Origin of the sequence: Bradyrhizobium sp. Pha-3, from assembly GCF_042258615.1 — a bacterium.
In the GTDB taxonomy this organism is placed as follows: Bacteria; Pseudomonadota; Alphaproteobacteria; order Rhizobiales; family Xanthobacteraceae; genus Bradyrhizobium.
The window spans coordinates 3216057-3235762 of sequence record NZ_CP170152.1 but is presented as its reverse complement, the minus strand read 5'-3'; the positions used below and the strand labels follow the sequence as shown (position 1 = coordinate 3235762).

At 59.6% G+C, this 19706-nt stretch carries 14 protein-coding genes; 5 read left to right on the top strand and 9 right to left on the bottom strand.

Annotation, left to right across the window (positions count from 1 at the left end; translation table 11 throughout):
• The first annotated feature begins 28 nt into the window (after nt 1-28).
• Complete coding sequence (locus ACE10Z_RS15130; protein WP_375789838.1) at nt 29-5680, top strand: glycosyltransferase family 25 protein; 5652 nt, start codon at nt 29-31, stop codon at nt 5678-5680.
• A 33-nt stretch (nt 5681-5713) separates the two neighbouring features.
• Nucleotides 5714-6310 (top strand): hypothetical protein, encoded by a 597-nt coding sequence (locus ACE10Z_RS15125; protein WP_375788622.1) that lies wholly within the window; start codon nt 5714-5716, stop codon nt 6308-6310.
• Between the two features lie 491 nt (nt 6311-6801).
• Here ACE10Z_RS15125 and ACE10Z_RS15120 read toward each other — a convergent pair whose 3' ends face one another.
• The 9 genes from ACE10Z_RS15120 to ACE10Z_RS15080 all read right to left on the bottom strand — a co-directional run bounded on the left by ACE10Z_RS15120 (nt 6802) and on the right by ACE10Z_RS15080 (nt 15561).
• A complete protein-coding gene (locus ACE10Z_RS15120; protein ID WP_375788621.1) occupies nt 6802-7218 on the bottom strand; it encodes a hypothetical protein in 417 nt (138 codons plus the stop codon).
• 1579 nt (nt 7219-8797) lie between these two features.
• Nucleotides 8798-9226: a nuclear transport factor 2 family protein gene (locus ACE10Z_RS15115; RefSeq protein ID WP_375788620.1), complete on the bottom strand. Its 429-nt coding sequence runs from the start codon at nt 9224-9226 to the stop codon at nt 8798-8800.
• A gap of 7 nt (nt 9227-9233) precedes the next feature.
• Nucleotides 9234-9548 (bottom strand): NIPSNAP family protein, encoded by a 315-nt coding sequence (locus ACE10Z_RS15110; RefSeq protein WP_375788619.1) that lies wholly within the window; start codon nt 9546-9548, stop codon nt 9234-9236.
• Complete coding sequence (locus ACE10Z_RS15105) at nt 9545-10498, bottom strand: fumarylacetoacetate hydrolase family protein (protein ID WP_375788618.1); 954 nt, start codon at nt 10496-10498, stop codon at nt 9545-9547. The genes ACE10Z_RS15110 and ACE10Z_RS15105 overlap by 4 nt, the downstream gene beginning before the upstream one ends.
• 26 nt (nt 10499-10524) lie before the next feature.
• Nucleotides 10525-11832 carry a phosphopyruvate hydratase gene (eno, locus tag ACE10Z_RS15100; protein ID WP_375788617.1) on the bottom strand — a complete coding sequence of 436 codons (1308 nt, stop codon included), beginning with the start codon at nt 11830-11832 and terminating at the stop codon, nt 10525-10527.
• The gene (locus ACE10Z_RS15095; protein WP_375788616.1) at nt 11829-13733 is read right to left on the bottom strand and encodes an NAD(P)-dependent oxidoreductase; all 1905 of its coding nucleotides are present in this window, start codon (nt 13731-13733) and stop codon (nt 11829-11831) included. The genes eno and ACE10Z_RS15095 overlap by 4 nt, the downstream gene beginning before the upstream one ends.
• Before the next feature lie 7 nt (nt 13734-13740).
• On the bottom strand, nt 13741-14082 hold the full coding sequence (locus tag ACE10Z_RS15090) for a YciI family protein (RefSeq protein ID WP_375788615.1): 342 nt from the start codon (nt 14080-14082) through the stop codon (nt 13741-13743).
• A 181-nt stretch (nt 14083-14263) separates the two neighbouring features.
• Nucleotides 14264-14740 carry a nuclear transport factor 2 family protein gene (locus ACE10Z_RS15085; RefSeq protein WP_375788614.1) on the bottom strand — a complete coding sequence of 159 codons (477 nt, stop codon included), beginning with the start codon at nt 14738-14740 and terminating at the stop codon, nt 14264-14266.
• Nucleotides 14737-15561, bottom strand: coding sequence for an FMN-dependent NADH-azoreductase (locus ACE10Z_RS15080; RefSeq protein WP_375788613.1), 825 nt, complete (start codon nt 15559-15561; stop codon nt 14737-14739). The genes ACE10Z_RS15085 and ACE10Z_RS15080 overlap by 4 nt, the downstream gene beginning before the upstream one ends.
• A 107-nt stretch (nt 15562-15668) precedes the next feature.
• On the opposite strand from ACE10Z_RS15080, the gene ACE10Z_RS15075 reads away from it, so the two are divergent.
• The 3 genes from ACE10Z_RS15075 (at nt 15669) to ACE10Z_RS15065 (ending at nt 19586) form a co-directional block, all read left to right on the top strand.
• Nucleotides 15669-16616 (top strand): LysR family transcriptional regulator, encoded by a 948-nt coding sequence (locus tag ACE10Z_RS15075; protein WP_375788612.1) that lies wholly within the window; start codon nt 15669-15671, stop codon nt 16614-16616.
• 685 nt (nt 16617-17301) lie between these two features.
• A complete protein-coding gene (locus tag ACE10Z_RS15070) occupies nt 17302-18729 on the top strand; it encodes a catalase (protein ID WP_375789837.1) in 1428 nt (475 codons plus the stop codon).
• Nucleotides 18730-18848: 119 nt separating this feature from the next.
• Nucleotides 18849-19586: an MIP/aquaporin family protein gene (locus ACE10Z_RS15065; RefSeq protein WP_375788611.1), complete on the top strand. Its 738-nt coding sequence runs from the start codon at nt 18849-18851 to the stop codon at nt 19584-19586.
• Nucleotides 19587-19706 lie beyond the last annotated feature (120 nt).

Genomic DNA, 19706 nt, shown 5'->3' with positions numbered 1-19706 from the left:
GGCAGAAAATAAGCGCCTTTGCTTGAACATGATCGTCAAGAACGAGATGGCAAATCTCGAGCGCTGCCTGTCGGCGGTTGCTGATCACATCTCTTGCTGGGTCATCTGCGATACTGGCTCGTCCGACGGCACGCAGGACTTCATCAGAACATTCTTTGCCCGGCGCAATCTTCCGGGTGAACTCCATACGATTCCCTTCCACGATTTCGGCCAGGCCCGGAACGACGCGCTCGATCGCGCCTGCGCTTCAAAGCTCGATTTCGACTATGTCCTGTTCAACGACGCCGATATGGAGTTCATTGTCGACGACGCCAAGTTCAGCCGATCCCTTGCCGGTCCCGGCTATCGCCTCCTCCAACGCGCGTCGGGCGGATTGAGCTATTGGAACACGCGATTGGTGCGGCGTGACAGCGGCTCGAGGTATGTTGGAGTCACGCACGAATACATCGACGTCCCCGGAGACGTCGTTGAATTGCACGGCGCCTGGTATATCGATCACGCCAGCGGGGCGAACCGCGGAGATAAATCGGAACGGGATATACGACTGCTCAAAGCTGCACTCGAGCGAGAGCCCGATAACGCCCGATACTGGTTTTATCTTGCGTGGTCGTATCGAGATGCCGGCCAGTATGCCGAAGCCGCGGCAACTTTTGCCAAGCGCGCAGAGATGGGAGGCTGGGACGAAGAGGCGTGGATGGCACGGCTACAGCACGCGCGTTGCCTGCGAGATATGGGCGATGAAGACGCGTTCGTCAGCAAGGCGCTTGAGGCATTCAAGCAGCGGCCGACACGCGCCGAGCCCCTCTACGATTTAGCGCGATACTATCGGGAACGCGGCAGACATGAGACGAGCCTCCACTTTTCCGAGCTCGGACTTTCCATACCAGCTCCCGAGAGCGACATCCTTTTCATCGAAACCGACGTCTATCAGACCGGCCTGCATGAGGAATTCTCGATCGCTGCAAATTACAGTCAGGACGCTGCCCGCTGGGACCGTGGGTACTCAATCTGCAATGGATTAGCGCTCAACCGAGCAATTCCAGACGACCCACGCGAGCTCGCGCGGACAAATCTATTCTTTTACCTACAGTCAGCACGGCAGCTATTTGAATCGTTTTCGGCACGACCGGTGCAATACGATGTGCCTACAGGCTATCGGCCAACCAACCCATCCGTCTCGCGTCATGGAGATGAGCTCTACCTCGTGCAGCGCGCAGTGAATTTTCGTCTGCTCGAAGATGGCACCTATGAGACCGACAGCGGCGATCCCATTCGGACCCGTAACTTTCTGCTACGGCTGGACACGGATCTCGGCGTGCAAACGTCGGCCGAAATCTTGCCGCCCGCCGACTTCCCAATAGCCCAGTTCGAGGAAGTGCAAGGACTCGAGGATATCCGTTTGTTCAGTTGGAATGGCTCGCTGTGGGGCAGTTCATGCGTCCGCGAGTTGAATGCCGAAGGCTGGTGCGAACAGTTGATCGCCCGGATTGAACAGCGAAGCAGTTCGGAAACCCGGCTCGCCGAGTGGCGCGTGCTTCGTCCTGAGGGTCCTCGACTCCATGAAAAGAACTGGATGCCACAAGTCAATGGCGCAAGTCTGCGTTTCGTCTACTCGTGCGGCCCGACCAAGATCGTAAACGACAGGGGTGAACTTGTCTCAGAGAGCGATGCTGGCTTTGCCGTCGAACAGTTTCGAGGCGGAACGCCACTCATCGAATTCGACCAAGGATGGCTCGCGCTCGTCCACGAAGTTCAGTGGCAGAACGATCGAAGGTTCTATCAGCATCGCTTTGTCTGGTTTGATCGCGATAATCGCCTGCGCCGGCTTAGCCGACCGTTCTTTTTCAAGGACAAAGGCGTAGAATTTGCAGCTGGCCTGGCGTGGCATCCAGACGGCCGTCGGCTACTCGTGTCCTACGGGGTCGCCGACAGCGAGTCTTGGATCGCCTCGATCGATGCGACCGAGGTCCGCTCGGCACTTGAGAGCGATCCGGTGTCCCGGCCTAAGGTTTCGGCTGTGTCGCCTCCTCTGCCGTCAGAGAACACGCCCAGAAGCGAACAGCACGTGGCGAAGGAGCTTAGATTGCCGCAACGAGTCGGAAAGTCGATCGGCTTATGCATGATCGTTAAGAACGAGGCTGCGGTCATCGACCGCTGTCTCGACAGCGTTCGGCCATTGATCGACTATGTGCTGATCGAAGACACAGGATCAACCGACGGCACGCAAGACGTCATAAGGCAGTGGCTCGACAGAAATGGGCTGGCTGGCGAAGTCATCGACGAACCGTGGCGGGATTTCGCATACAACCGATCGCACGCGCTAGCTTGCCTTCGCCGCAGACCGGACGTCGACTACGCCTTCATCATCGACGCCGATGACGCACTCACCATCGAGCCGGGATTCGACGTTGCCGGCTTCAAGTCCGGCTTGTCCGCAGACCTCTATGACGTGGCGATCAACCACAACGGCATCCGTCACTATCGACCACACATTTGCAGCAACAAAAAGGAGTTCTATTTTCGGGGCGTGCTCCACGAATTCGTCGAGGCGCCGGCCGACGCTCATGGTCGAGAGACAGCTCCCGGCTTTGCGATCCAGATAGGCGGCGGGGGCGCGCGCAGCCAAGATCCTCAGAAGTACCGTAAGGATGCTACGCTGTTGGAACGTGCCCTTCAGAGCGAGACGGACGCGTTTCTTCGCTCCCGTTATACGTTCTATCTTGCCCAAAGCTATCGAGACTGCAATGAACCCGAAAAAGCACTCCCCCACTACTTGGCTCGTGCCGAAATGGGCTTCTGGCAGGAAGAGGTATTCATTTCCCTCTACAGCGCGGCACGGCTCAAGGAGGCTCTTGCCCACCCAGAGGACGACGTCATTGCGGCTTACCAGCGGGCCACCGACGCTCAACCCCTGAGGGCCGAAGCGTTACACGGTGCCAGCCGATACTGCCGTTCGAAGGGCCGCAACAAGCAGGGGGCCGACATCGCTCGCGGTGGCATCGATTTGCCGATCCCTATTGGAGCGCTATTCGTCGAAGAATGGATTTATGCATTCGGGCTCCTCGACGAATTCGCGGTCAATGCCTATTGGTCCGGCGATTATGAAGGCTGTATCGACGCCTGCCTTCGCATCCTTCAAACTCCATCGATCGATGAGGGTGTGAAGAGACGCGTAGAGGACAATCTGCGTTTTGCAAAGGACCGGATTTCCGAAAGGGTCAAGCTTGCGGATGCGCCCCGGCAGCCCGGCGCAGCAGATCTCCTTCCCAAAGTGCTGATAGCAATACTCGCCAAAAGCAAAGCTGGCCATCTGCCGCTGTACCTGGAATGCATCGAGGCGCTCGACTATCCGCCAGATAGGATTGCAATTCACATCCGCACCAACAACAATCAGGATGACACCGCCAACATTCTACAGGACTGGTTCAAACGTGTCGGATCGCGGTACTCGCACGTAGAATTCGATAGCAGCGACGTCGCCGAACGGGTCGAGGAATTTGCCGACCACGAGTGGAATGCCACCCGATTTTCTGTGCTGGGACGAATCCGCCAGCACAGCATGAACCGGACTTTGGCTCTGGGATGCGACTACTATCTCGTGGTCGACGTCGACAATTATCTGCGCCCTCTGACCCTGCGACAACTCATAGATTTGAATCGCCCGATCGTAGCGCCGCTGCTCAAATGTATAGATCAAGACAGACCGCTATATTCGAACTATCACCAAAAGATCGACGCGAACGGATATTTTCTGCCGAGCGACGAATACAACAATATCCTGAGCCGTTCGTCTCCAGGACTCCACGAAGTGCCGGTCGTTCATTGCACGTATCTGGTTCGCGCAGACGTCATACCACAACTGACCTACGATGATGGCTCCGGTCGGTACGAATATGTCGTATTCTCCCACAGCGCGCGTCGAGCCGGAGTTTCACAAGTGCTCGACACCCGAGAAGTTTATGGATGGCTGACCTTCGCATCCAACGGCGAGGCAATCCGACCGCTGATTGCCGGAGAACTTGCCGCAAGGCTCGCACGGGAAACACCGAGAACGGATATCGTTCCGGCAAGCAAGCCAAAAAGAATGATACGATTGAAGGAGTATCCTGCGAACGTATCCTTGTCTCACGCACCTTCAGACGACTATGTCCAAAGTCGGAATCATGCCCTAGTCCTGAAGCCATATCTTTTGGAGACTGACGCCCTCGGCTTCATTCGGGGAGCAAGTTCTCCAGCTACAGCAGCTCAAACTGTGATCGTTCTCGGCGACAGCGTTGTCGAAGGCATGTACCTCGATCCCGATGACCGGCTTTGTGCAAAGCTAGAGACGATTCTGCGTAGCGAGAGTGCTGTAGACGTGATCGTTAGAAACGGAGGCTACAGCGGAGCGACCACTCTCCATATGCTGAATCTGTTCCTCAACAAAATCATACCGCTTAAGCCGGACGTCGTCATTCTGATGACGGGAATTGTGGATGTGGATGTCGCGGGTCTTGAGGCCAGTTTCTGGAGCCGCGATTGTTGGCTCGAGCCGATCGTCGACCTCAACACGAACAACTCGTGGCGCGACCAAAACTTGCTTTCCGTACCGAGCGTCGTGGATCGTCGTCGGCTACTCGATCTCTTTTCCCTCGCGGCGCGATCGTTTGGCATCGAGCTTTGGTTTGCGACTATTCCCCATCTGCGGGGCGAACGTATCGATCCAGCCGTGGTGCGAACTCGTGCATTGGTCAACGAGACCACTCGCGCGGCCGCTCGTGCTGGAAAACATATCCTGTGCGATTTGGAAGCGCGATTAGCCGACCGCACTGACATTTTTCAAGACGCCTTTCACCTAAATCCAGTCGGCGCCGAGGCTGCGGCTCGCTCGATCGTATCAAATGGCTTGGGTACATTCCTGCTGGCGAAGGGGACAAACACGCAACCTCGAGCAGCGCAAGGGAACAAGCAATCAACGAATGACATCCATGTCATCAATTTGGACCGAAGCGCGGCCCGCTGGAATAAGTTCAAATCTCGCAACGCCAGACTCAGCAACGTCGAGCGAGTTTCAGCGATCGATGGCAGCAAGCTGGATCGCTCACGGCTCGAAAGGGAGGGGCTCATTGCCCCCGGACTTGACTACAGCGCGGGAGCCTTGGGTTGCGCGCTCTCTCACATACACCTTTGGCAAAAGGCAGCTTCTCACGACCAGCCTTTTACGATTTTCGAGGACGACGCGCTTAGTCATCCTGCATTCGATGAGCACCGATTGTCGGTGCTGGCCCAGATGCCCAACGATTGGGATATAGTCTTGTGGGGTTTCATTTACGATCCACTTTATCTCTGGATCGATCTTGGATTTTCCGCTTCGGAGCTTCGGTTCTACGATCGAACCGAACCTTTTTCCTGGAGTGATACTCTGGACGGCCGACCAACTTATCGCCCCCACCGGCTGAGGCACGCCTACGGAACACAGGCATACTCGATTAGTCCACGCGGGGCGCGGCGCTTCCTGGGGAGCGTTCTGCCGCTCAAGAAGCAGCTCGTACCGTTTCCTGGAACACCGATCGTCGATGAGGATCGAGGGATCGATGGAGCTATGAACCTGGCGTATCCCACAATGCAAAGCTACGTCTGCATCCCTCCCCTGGTGGTTCAGCGGGACGATGGTGTCAGCGACCGGCTGAGCACCAAATAGTCGCGAGTACCATCAACTTGACGCAATTCCGGAATGGCCTGGATAAAGCGAGCCAGTTTCGATCGAGAGAAAGTAGATGTCTTGAGACTGCAAAACGTCCCCTTGTTGGAAGTTCAAGCTCGGTGGGGCTATAGCGAGTTGACAGATTCTCCGGCCGCTCAGCACTATTCTGACCTGGCGCATCTCGCCGCAAAGCGGTTGAGTGGGACATCATTCGAGCAGCTCTCTGAGGCCGAACGATATGAGCTTGCCTTTGGCGCGGCGTGCGCGAGGCCCGTCCTGCTCGCATTTCTAACCGGCGTAATTTCGTTCGACGTTGTCGAGATCGGACGGGCCAGATTAGGCTCGATGTTCGTGCCTCCAAATGTGTGGGATCCCGAAAGCGAGGGACGTTTCATTTCGTTCGAGGAATACATGACAACGACGAGCCTCGATCTCGATGATCCTCGAAGCGTACTTCCCAAGGGAACGAGCTATGAATTTCCCGCGGATCCGATTACGTTTGGTCGCTCGTTCAGCTTTCCGATATTGATCGACGGCTTTCACCGCGCTGCGCGCTTCTGGAAGTACGGTCCACCGGCCGGAAAGTTGCTCGCTTACTTTCCGTCAGGTCTGGTGGTAGAGGACTGAATTTTCACTGGCATAGTTTCGATGCTTAGATGCTCGCCAGGTAGGGCGCACCATTCATCTCCATTACCGCAGCTCACACCGCAGCTGTTAGGAAAGCCAGATCATTTCAACAAGATTGACAGGACTCCCCTTCCGCCAAATCACGGGCGACGGGCACGACGCCCAAGCCACATTATTGCCGTTCAGCATAGACCGGGAAGCTTCGTAGATTCCCGGGTTGCTCTCCGCTGCGAGTGCGGGAGCTTTTCCGCCCTCCTGAAGGTGGGGCAAAATGGGCACTGTAGCTATCGGCGATCGATGAGCACGGAACGCAAAGGTCAGTCCGACCGTTCCGAACCGCTTGACGCGCTCAGGTTCACCCTCGTTACTGGCCCCAATGTCTGCTTTCGGTCACAGGCCGACTATGCGGCCCGCTTAACTTTGGTTGGTTTCTCTCTCAAAGGCGGACGTTGAAGCCTTCCGAGCACCCTTCAAAAGCGGAAGCCATGCGCTTACGCTGTTCGCCGATTGGCCCGACCTTTGCCGCGGCGACGCCGCGGCTTCTGACGACGGTTTTGAGGCAGATCGGATATTCTCACCGCATCTATCCCAAGCGGAGCGGCGGGTTCGCTCATCGGCGGATCGTCGATTGATCGGAGCGGCGATCTTTGAACGGCGACCGCCGTCTCGACGGCGGCCAAGAATTGCCGCCCCTCCTCAGTGATTTCCCAACCGTTAGCATCGCGCAACACGAACTTTGCGGAGAAGATATTGAGGTCCGGCGCATGTTCGGCCAACCGCTTCATGCGATCGGTCCAGTCCCTGCCGCTGTTCATTAGGATTGCAACGGCATTCCGGACTTCGGCAACGGTTGCTCGCCCGGCGGGCTGGCCGGCCAGCACTTTTAAGACGGTCAGTTGGAAGGACACTTCCACGTCTCCGGTCTGGCTGGCCGTGCAGTATGGACAAGACTGGTTAACCAGCAGTCAATAACCCGGTGCGCGAAAAAGCCTCGTGATGAAAGCCGATGATGACTGCCGTTACTCGGATTTGAGCGTGTACTCATCAATGCGGGATGACCGCTTCGATGTGTAAGCGGACATGTGGCGCGACTGTAGTGATGTCGTCTAGCGTCCCTAAGGCGATCTCGCCTCATTGCCCCATGATGATGCCCACCTAAGAATCCTTTTATCGACCGCATTCCCCTAGCCTGCGAGCATTTTGGCGTGGCGCAATGCTCCCATTGGAGAACCGATGTCCATGCTATCGACGGGCCAAAAATACTCCTAGCAGAAATGCGAGTGCGAGTGATCGAAGCGGAGCTGCTCTCGTCGCTTCAATCATATGGTGCAGCCACCGATCCTGCTGCGGTAGAGGTTCGAACACGGCGTCTTCAGCCATATGACGGATCGCTTCCGAGGCCTGATCTATTCGCTGCTCCGGCGTCGCAGTCTGTGCAATGGGGTCTCCATCTGTCATGTACGCTTCCTCGCGGCCGGTCAGGGCACTGGCGATTGTCCGTTATCACACGCACCAACGGACTTCTCGCAGCAGCGCTAACGTGCCGTGAACGCTAACTGTTCCTGGCGTTCGGGGTTCGCTCCCGGATATTTGCCTTGGGCCGAGTCCGGGCCCCAAGTTGGGGCCGTCCGTAACTTCGAAAAACGGACGGCCCCTGCCGGCCACTTCCAATTGCCCTGCCTCAAAACAGAAGCGACAGCCGACCAACCAGAAACGTAAATGAGGCTGCCCCAGTTTCGCGCCGCAACGCGGCCATTCGGTTTCATCTGACCCATTTGAGTTAAGACCGCTTCCATTCGCCCAGGACTTGGAAACCAAGAGTCTTCAGATGCACCGACGTTGCGCCCGCGCTTCAACTCTCTCTGCCTGGCCAGTATTTCGCCTTGGTAGCGATCCAACGCTCCGCATCGGCTTCCGTATCGAAGTCTCCGATGTGAGAATCCGGCCCATGGCCAGTCTTGACCGCCACAAACCAGCGACCATCCTTCGTCTTTTCAGGCTGAAAATAAGGTGTCTTCGCTAAACCCACTATTTTGGAAGCCCTGTTTTCCTATCGGCGGGCAGCCTAAACTCCCGAGCTGGCCTCTTGATAGCCCGTCAAAAGCCGCCGTTCGCGCGATTCCTCTCTACCCAAAACGGTGCTCGAATAGGTTCAAATCCCGGACCTGCAACCATCTCAAATTGGGAAATAATCCATCGCTTCCATCGACCCTGGCAGTGGGGGCTCTGGCGTTGAAGAACGGGCTCTTTCGTGCAGCAGCCTAGCCTGCCCTATCCCTGCGGCAGCTCGATGCGATTGACGTTCGCGGGATGGTTGACCGGAGCAACGGGGGCCCCCGTTTGCAGGTGAGATCGGCGTCAACAGGACGAGGCAGAGGCGCAGAATTTTCATGTTTTTGATCAAGTAACGATCCGGGCGTCTTTGCACTGCGCGATCGGAGAGTTTCAGTAAGCTCATCGAGTTGCCAGACAGAGGTCGTGACGAGCCTAGCGCAGTGTCGCATGTGAGGCCCGAAATGATGTTGATTCGGGGGATCGGTGACGCGGTACGCTAGTCGACTGCCAGGCAGACATCCGCCACCGCCCGTCCTCGCGGGTCCAAACATTCAAGTAGCGGTTACGAAGAACCTTCTCCTCGCCGTTCACCACGGCCCGCATGTCCGCGACGCCGGTGATCACCGCGACATCGCCGCGGACCCGGATATTCTCATCGCTCCGGTCGATCTCGAGATACCGCGTGGCCCTTTCAGTCAGTGCCGCAAGGAAGCTCGCCTTCGTGTCCTGGCGAGCAGACGAATGAGTCCAAAGCAGGTCATCGGAGAGGAGCTCTGCAATGCCTGCAATGTCCCCCTGGATCAAGGCCGCGCAACGGCGGTCCTCCAAGGACGATAATTCTGTTTTAGTATCGTGGGCCATCGCTCGGTCACCTAACGGGGGAGAAAGGGGCGGGAATCAGGATCTTGCTCTCCATCTCGCGGACAAGTGGAAGAAGCTTTTTGAGCAGCGCCTGCCATTCAGGCTTCGCGGCAAGCACCTCGCGACGCCGACGGCGATCCTCGAGGTCCTCGTAGGCCCATAGGTGCACCACCTGATTGAGCACGCCGAGTTCGCTGGTGAAATATCCAACCATCCGCCCGAGACAGCGGACCTGCATCTCGTAGCCTCGTTGCTGATAGACTTCGATCCACTCCGCGGCTTTGCCGGGGTGCAAGGTATAAGTGCGCTGCTCGACGATCATGCGACGCCTCCTTGCCAAGCCGGAGCGTCAGCGTCAGCGGTGATTTCGAAAGACAGCCGGCCCAGTCCATCGATCTCAGCCTCGACTATGTCACCAACCTTGAGAAAGGTGCCGGTCGCGAGGCCAACACCCGCAGGCGTGCCGGTCAGCAGAATGTCGCCGGGCTCCAGGGTGACGTGCTCCGAGACGGCCGCGATCTGCTCGGCCAAGGACCAGATCATGTCGCGTGTATTGGCGTCCTGCTTCAGGTCGCCATTGACCCACAGCTTCAACTGCAGGTTATCGTGAGCGACAAACCGCGCCGGCACGATCTTCGGCCCGACCGGACAGCTGTCGTCAAAGCCCTTGCCGCCAAAGAGATCAAACTTCACGAGGTGTTTCTCGTGGAATTGCCAGTCTCGGGCAGAGAGATCGACGCCGATCGTGTATCCGGCGACGTAATCCAAGGCGTTGGCTTCGCTGATCCGCCGTGCCCGCTTGCCGATGACCACCGCCAACTCGACCTCCCAATCGAACTTGTTCGACTGGCTGGGATAGCGGACGCTCTTGCCGGAGCCCACCAGCGTTGTGGTAGGCGGCTTGAAGAACAGAGTGGGGATCTTGTTCGCTTTGTCGAAATCACGGAATCCCGCGTCGTTATGCACATGGGAGTAATAGTTCGCTCCCATGAGCACGACCTTGGTCGGATACTGTAGCGGCGTCAGAAACTCATCGGGCTGGGGTGCACGAACCTGAGCCGAAGGGCGCGGCTGCGCGTTCAGGTCGGCCACGAGACGGTCGAGCGTGGACTGCCGCTCCGACCAGCGTTCAAAGACATTCACCAGCCCACGCTGCGGTGCAGGCTCGAGCAACTCCGGCGCGACCTTTGCAAGGTCGTAATAAGTTCCGGCGATCTCGATGACGGGGATCGCGCGTGCGTTTTGTCGGATGGTGGCGAGCGAATAAGTCATGGATAGTTCCTTGAATAGTGTGTCTCTTAGGCGGCGCGGTTCAAACCGCGCCCATGCAGGCCGGACGTGCTTGCGAAGAGGACGTCTGGATCCTCCTCGATACGAAGCAGTTGGTTGTACTTGGAGAGGCGCTCGGAATTACGCACGGAACCGATCTTGATTTGTCCGGCGCCGGTCCCTACGGCAAGGTCGGCTATGAACGCGTCCTCGGTCTCGCCGGAGCGCGCAGAAACAACCGTCGCAAAACCGGCCCTACGGGCGAGCCGCATAGCGTCCAGCGTGCCGCTGAGCGTTCCGTTCTGGTTGAGTTTGATCAGCACGGCGTTGCCGGCACCCTGCTCCACCCCGCGCGAGATCCGCTCCTGGTTCGTCACGAACAGATCGTCCCCGACAATCTGCAGGTCTGAAGCCGCGCCGGTGAATTGTCGCCAGTTCTCCCAGTCATCCTGATCCAGCGGATCCTCGACCGAGACGACCGGGTAATTCCGGACAAGATCGAGAACAAAGCTGGCCATCTCGCGACCGTCGAAATGGTGGCCCTCGCGAGGCAGGCTGTAACGTCCGCCCAGGAAGAGCTCGCTGGCTGCGACGTCGAGCGCGATTGCGATCTCTTCTCCCGGTCTGAATCCGGCGCGTGCAAAGGCGTCCATCATGAGGTCGAGCGCGGCACGTGCAGTTTCGAAGCCAGGGCTCAACCCGCCTTCGTCCGCGAGCAGCACCGATCCGCCTCGCTCCGCGAGCACCGCGGCGGCGGTCGACCTGACCTTGGCAAGCATGGACAGCGCGTCGGAGTAGGATTGCGCCCCCACCGGCACGGCAAGGAAATCCTGAATGTCCATGCCCCGGCCCGCGTGCGCCCCACCGCTGAGTATGTTGGTCATCGGCATGGGAAGCGTTATGGCGTTGTCGCTCGCCAGCATTCCGATGTGCCGGTATAGTGGACGACGCTTATGCACGGCCGCGGCGCGACAGGCTGCCAACGAAGTCGCCAGAACGGCGTTCGCGCCGAGACGGGACAAGTCGGAGGAACCGTCGACCTCTCGGAGATCCCGATCAACGCGTTCTTGATCCAGGGCGTCCCGTCCGATCAGTCCGACCGCGATATCAGCCATCACGTTGGCGACCGCCTTATGGACACTGCGGCCCTCGAAATCGTCCGGGTCGCCGTCTCGCAGTTCGTGCGCCTCATGGCGGCCCGTCGACGCGCCGGAGGGCGAGCATGCTCGTCCGAGACTGCCGTCATGCAGCTCCACATCGACCTCCACCGTCGGGCGGCCGCGTGAGTCGAGAATCTGCCGCGCATGAATGCGGGCGATCGCGGATGGGACAGTCATGACAATTCCTCCAGAGTTGTGCGTGCGCCCGGCAGCAGCGCCGGGGGCCGCAGGATCAGCCGCCGCGCACGGCGCTTGACGTGATTGAGGTCGAGATCAGCGAGGTAGTCGACGGGCGAATCCCCCTCGAGGCGGGCGAGGGTCAAGCATCCGACAAGCCGAGCAAGGTCTGCGTCGATGACTGCGGGCCCTGTCGAGGCATAGCCCTCGAGGACACGACCGGCGGCCTCGATCAGGGCGGCACGCGGCGCGCCTTTTCGGTCCGCCTTCAGAAGAAGATGGTGCAGGATGAATGCGAGGTCGAACCGCGGATCACCCCAGTGCGCAACCTCGCAATCGAGGAATACCACCTCCGTCCCTCTCGCCAGAATGTTCTTCGGACTGAAGTCGCCGTGAACGAGCGCCTCGTGCCGGGCTAGCAAGACCGCCGCAGCCTGATCAATGGCCGAGGCCAGATCGGGATTTCGCTCGGCTATGCTCTGCAAATAGGGTACGATCCGCAGTTCCCGAAAGAAGCGTTTTTCTGCGAACCGCTGCTCGAGATCACGTCGTCCGGATGATGCTGCATGCATGCGCCCAAGCAAGCGGCCGACGGTTGACGCGGTCTCGAGGTCGATCGTCCCATCCATCAGGTCACGCTTCCAGTTTCTCAGGCGCGAAGGGATAAGCTCCATGGCAAATTCGTGGCGCTCCGGATCCGTCCACAGGACACGAGGGACGTGGGGGGCGCCAATAAGCTCCCCGATCGCCTTGAGCGCCGCCGCCTCTACCAACGAACGCGCCGGATCGGAGAACCACTCGGCTGCAACGCGCAGCTTTCCAAGGGCACGCTTGATCACGACGGACCCTTCGGGGGCCTCGGCCGCGCGCAATTCGCTGGCGACGCCGCCGTCGAAACGAGGATCACGCGGGTCACCGGAAAGGGGCGCGTTGCACCCGTGGTGAGGCAGCTCACCGCGCAAGACCCGAACCACCTCCTCGCAAGCGCGTCGTCTTAATTCGATGAGCGATGCATCGGAGAGGAATGCGACGTGGGGTGTCACGATGATGTCAGGCCTTGTGAGGATTTCGGCAGACGGCGCAGGCTCGCCATCGACGACATCGAGGGCTGCGCCTCCAAGCAGGCCTGCGTCGAGGCCGCGCAGCAGGGCGGCATGGTCGATCAGGCCGCTTCGGCTCACGTTCACCAGAAGCGGCTTGCGCCGGCAGCCGCGGATGAAGGCGTCGTCGACAATCTTCCGGGTTTCATCGGTTAGCGGAAGATGCAGCACGACGGCGTCTGCCTGTTCTTGGATAACCTCCAGGCCGGCCGGCTCGGCACCCGGGAAATCAACAGCCGGCGCGCGATCGAAGACCAGGACACGACAGCCGAGGTCGGCCAGTCGCCGCGCCGTGGCTCGCCCAATCCGCCCGAAGCCGAGCACGCCGACCGTTAGTTGGCTAACTCGACGAAGGCTGGCTGAATCGGGGCGCCAGCCGAGGAGCTTGGCTTCCCGGTCGAGTGCCACGATGCCTCGGAAGTGCGCGAGCAAGAGCGCGACGGCGTGCGTCGACACCTCCTCAACGCAATAGTCCGGAACATTGGTCACCCATGCGCCGCGCGCCGTCGCGGCGCTCACAGCGATATTGTCGAGCCCGACCCCAAGCCGCGCGACGATCTTAAGATCCGTTGCGGCCGCCACCGCCGCCTCCGAGATAGTCGCCCAGCAGGTCATGATGGCGGCAGGGTCACATTCACGCGCGAGAGCTTCCACCTGCGATGCTGAGCTCGCCTCGACGGGGCCAGCGACGAGATCAAGTCCGGCGTTTCTAAAGACTGAACGCTCCAGCTCGAGGTCCGGCCATGGATGGTCAGTCAGCAGCACGCGGCGAGCCCGCGCATTTCGAACGGCCTGGGTCATCGCTGCTCTACCCCTTGCCGGCCGCCTGCCGCTCATTCGCGAGCAAGTCATCGAAATAGGATGGATCCGCCTCCGGATAGACGACATGAATTCGCCGTATCATTACGGACTCGAAGATGCCGGCCTTTGTGTACGGCTCGTCTCGCATGAAGGCCTCGACGGCTTCGCGCGTCGGGAAGTCGATGGCGAACACCATACCAACCCTTCGTTCGCCCGCCTCGTCCAGAAGCGCACCACCAATCTTCATCTTCGCACGGTACGGATTGATGTACTCGAGGTGCGCAAGACGCGTCCGGTCGCGGAGCTCCGCAGTGTCCGGCCGATCGATGCAGATCACAGCAAAAGTCATAGTGAACCTCATGAACTGCGGACGAGACTCGACCGCTCACTTCACATTCTCCGCTTCGCAGGAATTGGCTGAGCCCTTCCAGGCGGGAGGCGCTCCATAAAGCGTCATCGCTCGGACCAGCATCACCCGGCCAATTCCAGCTCCGGAACAGGTCGATTTCACTTAAGACGGTAGACAAGGCTCAGTGATCCTTGCTCCAGATTTCGTAGCCAATCTCCTTGGCGATCATCCCGTCGCGGATGTGGAAATTGTGGATCAGCCGCATACGCACGCGAGTACCGATCGGAAGGGGGGCGTTCTCGAAGCCGTCCCCGGCCAACTGAAATGTGAACACGCTGTCGTCAAGGACGCGATCGGGCGTCGCCCATCGTTCGATCGGAGTAAAGGAGAACTCGTGCGCCGATGCGAAAAGCCTGAGGTACATCTCCTTTATCTTCTGCGGTCCCTTGTAGGAGATGCGACGCGCTGGCGCTTCCCATTCCGCATCTCCGGTATACAGGCGGATGCACTCGTCGATCCGCTCCGGGTTTTCCGCTTCAAAATGCATGTGGACCAGGTCGAGCGCATGCTGAACCCGTTCCTCATAGGTCTGCAGTCCGTGGCGGCGTTCCAGAAGCTCGTCAACGGTCAGGCGGGCCTTCGTGAGGATCTCATTCATGGCAATCTCCCATTGCTGTGGACGCGGGTTTCAGTACCCGGACGACGCCAGGGGGCGGCGCTGTTGTCGCCCGCGCAACCAAGGTCGCGAGGCAGATCGACGTGTGTGGACGGTCGGAGACCTGCTTGGTTCGCAGCCTGTGCAAGAACCAGAGGCGGCAGAACGTGGTCAGTTCTCGCCGAGGCAATCGCGGGATGGTCAGGCTGTCGTTCGACCGCGGCCCGGCTGAGCACCTCATCAATCGTACGTTGGGCTTTGCTGAAACCGGTGGCCGCGGCTTCCGCGCTGATGTTCGCACCTTCAAAATGAATGAAGGTGACATCCATGATTCCTAGGAAACCCAGGACGCCACGCAAATACGGCGTCTGAAAATCGAGCGGCTGGGCCGGACCATCGCTGTAGACGCCCCCTCGCGCCGTGAGCACGAAAACCTTCTTGCCACTGAGCAGGCCCTGCGGTCCGGCCGCCGTGTAGATGAAAGTCTTGCCCAGCCGGGCGACGTGATCAATCCACGCTTTCAGCGTCGACGGGATCGATAAATTGTACATGGGCACGGCCAGCACAATCGTGTCGGCGGCCTTCACCTCGGCGACAAGCGCGTCTGAAAGGGCGACATGGGCCCTTTCCTCGCCTGTTAGTTCGGAATCGGGCTTGCCCATCGCGACATAGGTCTCGGCCATCAAGTGAGGCATTGTTGTGGGGGAAAGAACCCGTTCGACCAATGAGGCGTGCGGATAGCGTGACAGGAATTCGTTGGCCAGACGAATGGATTTCGAGTCTCGGCCGAATATGCTGGACCGGATAAGTAGGACTTTGTTCACGCGGCGGCTTCCTTTGTCAGCCGCCTACATGGACCAAAAGATACCCTCGCGATAAGATGGAATAATCCGAATGAACTTTACAGTAAAACTGAAAAATAGGTGCGGTTATGGGCGTCCCGGGATTTGCTGAAAGCGGCGTATTTCTTACGGTGCTCGAGCAGAAGAGCTTTACCAAAGCGGCCAAACGACACGGCCTTTCTCCTGCGCGGGTTAGCGACATTGTGCGGCGGATGGAGGACATGCTGGGAGTCAGGCTCATCGAGCGCACGACGCGGTCGGTGGCGCCGACCGCGGCGGGCGAGCGCCTCTCCGAACGACTACGCATTGTGCTCGCAGACTACGAGGCGGCATTGGACTCTATCAAAGAGCTCGGCGGCAGGCCGGCCGGAGCACTGCGGCTCAACGTTGCGCCGCCCGCCGCCGACCTGGTCATGGCACCGGCGCTCCCGCGATTTCTTGCGCGCTATCCCGAGATTTCGGTCGAGATCGTGGAAGATAGCGGCCTGACCGATATTGTGGCCGGCCGCTTCGACGCCGGCATCCGGCCCGGAGTGCGCCTCGCGCGCGACATGATCGCCGTGCGGATCAGCGAACGAATGCCAATGGTCGTGGTGGGGGCTCCCTCCTACTTCGCGGCAAGCGGCAGGCCCCGAGGTCCGCAGGATCTCGCGTCGCACGAATGCATCCGCTTTCGTCTATCGAACGGCACTCTCTTTCCCTGGAGCTTTCGGATCAAGCAGAAGAGGACCGAGGTGCAGGTGCAAGGGCGTTTGATCGCCCAAGGAATGGAGGTGGCCAAGGCTGCCGTAAGGGACGGAGCGGCAATCTTCCAGGTACCGCTTCCGTATGTGGCCAATGATCTGGCCGAGGGACGTCTCGAGAGGGTCCTGGACGACTGGGCCGACACGCCAATCGATGGCTTCTTTCTGTACTACCCGGCAAGCCGCCAACCGCGCCCCGCACTGAAGGCGCTCATGCAATTCTTGCGCACAACGCACACTTCATCCCCGGCAAGCCGCACCGGCAACGTTAGCAAGGGCGCTAGATCCCGTTGAATGGCGGCACTGTGCCGGTGGCGATGCATCGCCGGCGAACTTTCCGCCCGCCGGCGATTGCGCCTTCGGAAACGTCGAAGGGGCGCAGCTCCCTAACAAGGCTAGTCGGGGCGTTCGATGCAGTTACCGCTGCAGTCTCGCACCAGAGACGGCTTGAACGAAATGCAGCGCGTGCGATCAATCTCGAACTAAGCCGTAGTAAAATTAGCAAGACATTCCATAACCACGAAACCTCTTGCAGGTGACGCTCGTCTTACGGAATCGCCACTGACCTAAGCGAGTCCCGTCGCTCAACTCTGCGCGACCCACGCCTCATAAAATTTTTCGAAAAGCGCGATAGGGCGCGCTATGTGATGCTATCAAATCTGAGGTAGCAGCCCCCCTCTCGCGAGCCACTATGACGTGATCGCCCGGGATTCGTCCTTCCAGTTTTGACGCCGCCTCCGGCTTCCGAAGATTGGCGCAAGATCGCTACAATTGCAGCAATAGACCCTAAGTGTCCGCCAAGCAGGCCCATACATCTCCGCCGCACCCGGCTTCTCGCAAACGCAACTCCGTCAACAACCGGCGTTGCGAACGCAAGAGCCGTTGCCGCGAAGAGCGGCAGCGCTGCCGGGGATGTCAATGTCTCGCGATACAGGAGCAATCCGTGGCCAAACGCCCTACACTCACCACCGACAGCGGCATGCCAGTTTCCGACAACCAGAATAGCATCACGGCGGGGCCACGCGGTCCGTTGATGATGCAGGACTTCGTTCTATTCGAGAAACTTGCCCACCAAAACCGTGAGCGAATTCCCGAACGCGGCCAGCACGCCAAGGGCTCGGCTGCCTATGGCACGCTGACCATCACTCACGACATCTCAAGATACACCAAGGCAAAGGTGTTGCAGAAGGGCGCAAAAACCGAAGCGTTCCTGCGCTTCTCGACGGTTGCGGGCGAGCGCGGTGCCGCGGACGCAGAGCGTGACGTGCGCGGCTTCGCGCTGCGCTTCTATACCGAGGAAGGCAATTGGGACATGGTCGGCAACAATACGCCGATATTCTTCCTGCGCGACGCGCTGAAGTTCCCGGACTTCATTCACACGCAGAAGCGGCACCCGAGGACCAATATGCGCTCGCCGACCGCGATGTGGGATTTCTGGTCCCTGTCACCGGAGAGCCTGCACCAAGTGACCATCCTCATGTCGGATCGCGGCCTGCCGCAGAGTTATCGCAACATCGACGGCTTCGGCTCGCATACCTACTCGTTCATCAATGCCAGGAACGAACGCCATTGGGTCAAATTCCACTTCAAGACCATGCAGGGTATCAGGAACTGGACGAACGCCGAAGCCGCCGAGAAGGTCGCTTATGATCGCGAGACCCATCAGCGTGACCTGTTCGAATCGATCGAAAGGGGCGATTTCCCGAAGTGGAAGTTCTCTATCCAGATCATGCCGGAGAACGATGTCGACAAGCACTGGTACAACCCGTTCGATCTTACCAAAGTCTGGCCGCACAAGGATTACCCGCTGATCGAAGTCGGCATCCTCGAGCTGAACCGCAATCCGCAGAACTATTTCGCCGAGGTCGAACAGGCCGCGCTTTCGCCCGCCAATATCGTGCCTGGCATCGGCCATTCGCCAGACAAGATGCTGCAGGCGCGCATTTTCTCCTATGCCGACGCACACCGCTATCGCGTCGGCGTCAATGCGGATCAGCTTCCCGTCAACAGGCCGCGTTGTCCCGTCCACACCTACAACGTCGATGGCACCATGCGGCTCGCAGGCAATCCGAATCCTGACGCCTATTACGAGCCAAACTCGTTCAACGGCCCGGTGGAGGACGAGCGTTTCCGCGAGCCGCCGCTGAAAATTTCCGGCGATGCCGACCGCTACAATCACCGCGACGGCAACGACGACTATCGTCAGCCCGGCGACCTGTTCCGGCTCATGACCGCCGCCCAGAAGGAGCAGCTCTTCCAGAATTACAAGGCGGCGATGCAAGGCGTTCCGATCGAGATCGTCAAGCGGCAGATCGCCCACTGCTACAGGGCCGATCCCGAATACGGCGCCGGCGTCGCGAAGGCGATGGGCATCGATTTCAAACCGCAGACCATCGCGGCGGAGTAGGTCGCTCGCTTCACCTGCCGGCGGCGCTCCCTGCGCCGTCGGCCATCCCCAAGACCAACGGTTCTTTCCCGGCGCGAACCTGATCGCGCCGGGCGGTTAACCTCACTCTGGAGTCAACGATGTCCAACCGGATTGCACCAAAACTCCTTGCGGAGTTCATCGGCACTTTCGCGCTAATATTCATCGGCGCAGGCGCCGGAGCCGTGGTCGGCGATGGTGTCGGCCTGCCCGGTCTCGCCGCGATTGCCTTTGCGCACGGTTTGACCGTCATGGTCTTCGCCTTCGCCTACGGTCCCGTGTCGGGCGGCCATTTCAACCCCTCGGTTACCGTGGGAGTGCTCGCCGCCGGCGCCATGCGTGTCGGCGAGGCGGCTGGCTATATTGTCAGTCAGCTCATTGGCGGGATCGCTGGCGCGCTCCTGTTGCGGGCCGTATTGGGCGGTGCCGAGACCGGCCTTGGTACGCCCGCGCTCGCGCACAATGTCGCTTTGGGTGCCACGACCCTCACGGTCACGGCTTGGGCCGGCTTCGTGATCGAGGCCACCCTCGCCTTCTTCCTGGTCACTGTCGTGCTCAGTACCGCGGTGGCGGGCCGCGCCGGCGCCCTCGCGCCCTTGGCGATCGGTATGACCCTGACCCTCAACATCATCATGGGTGGTGCGCTCACAGGCGCGGCCTTCAACCCGGCGCGGGCGCTTGGCCCAATGGTCGCGACCGGCAATTTCAACGACGCCTGGCTGTACCTGACAGCCCCGATCGTCGGCGCCATCGTTGCTGCCATTGTGCACACCTGCCTCGCCCGGCTCGTCCAGCAGCGGACGCCGTCGCCCGGTGCCGCCCGGATGCCTGCCGAATGAGTCTCGCTTCGAAACGCACGTTACGAAGATCAGAGGAAATCGCGCCTGCTGCCGATCGGCAGCAGGCAAATCGCGGTGTCCTTCGATGATGCGTTTGCGAGCCGCGTCGCGCCGAGACGA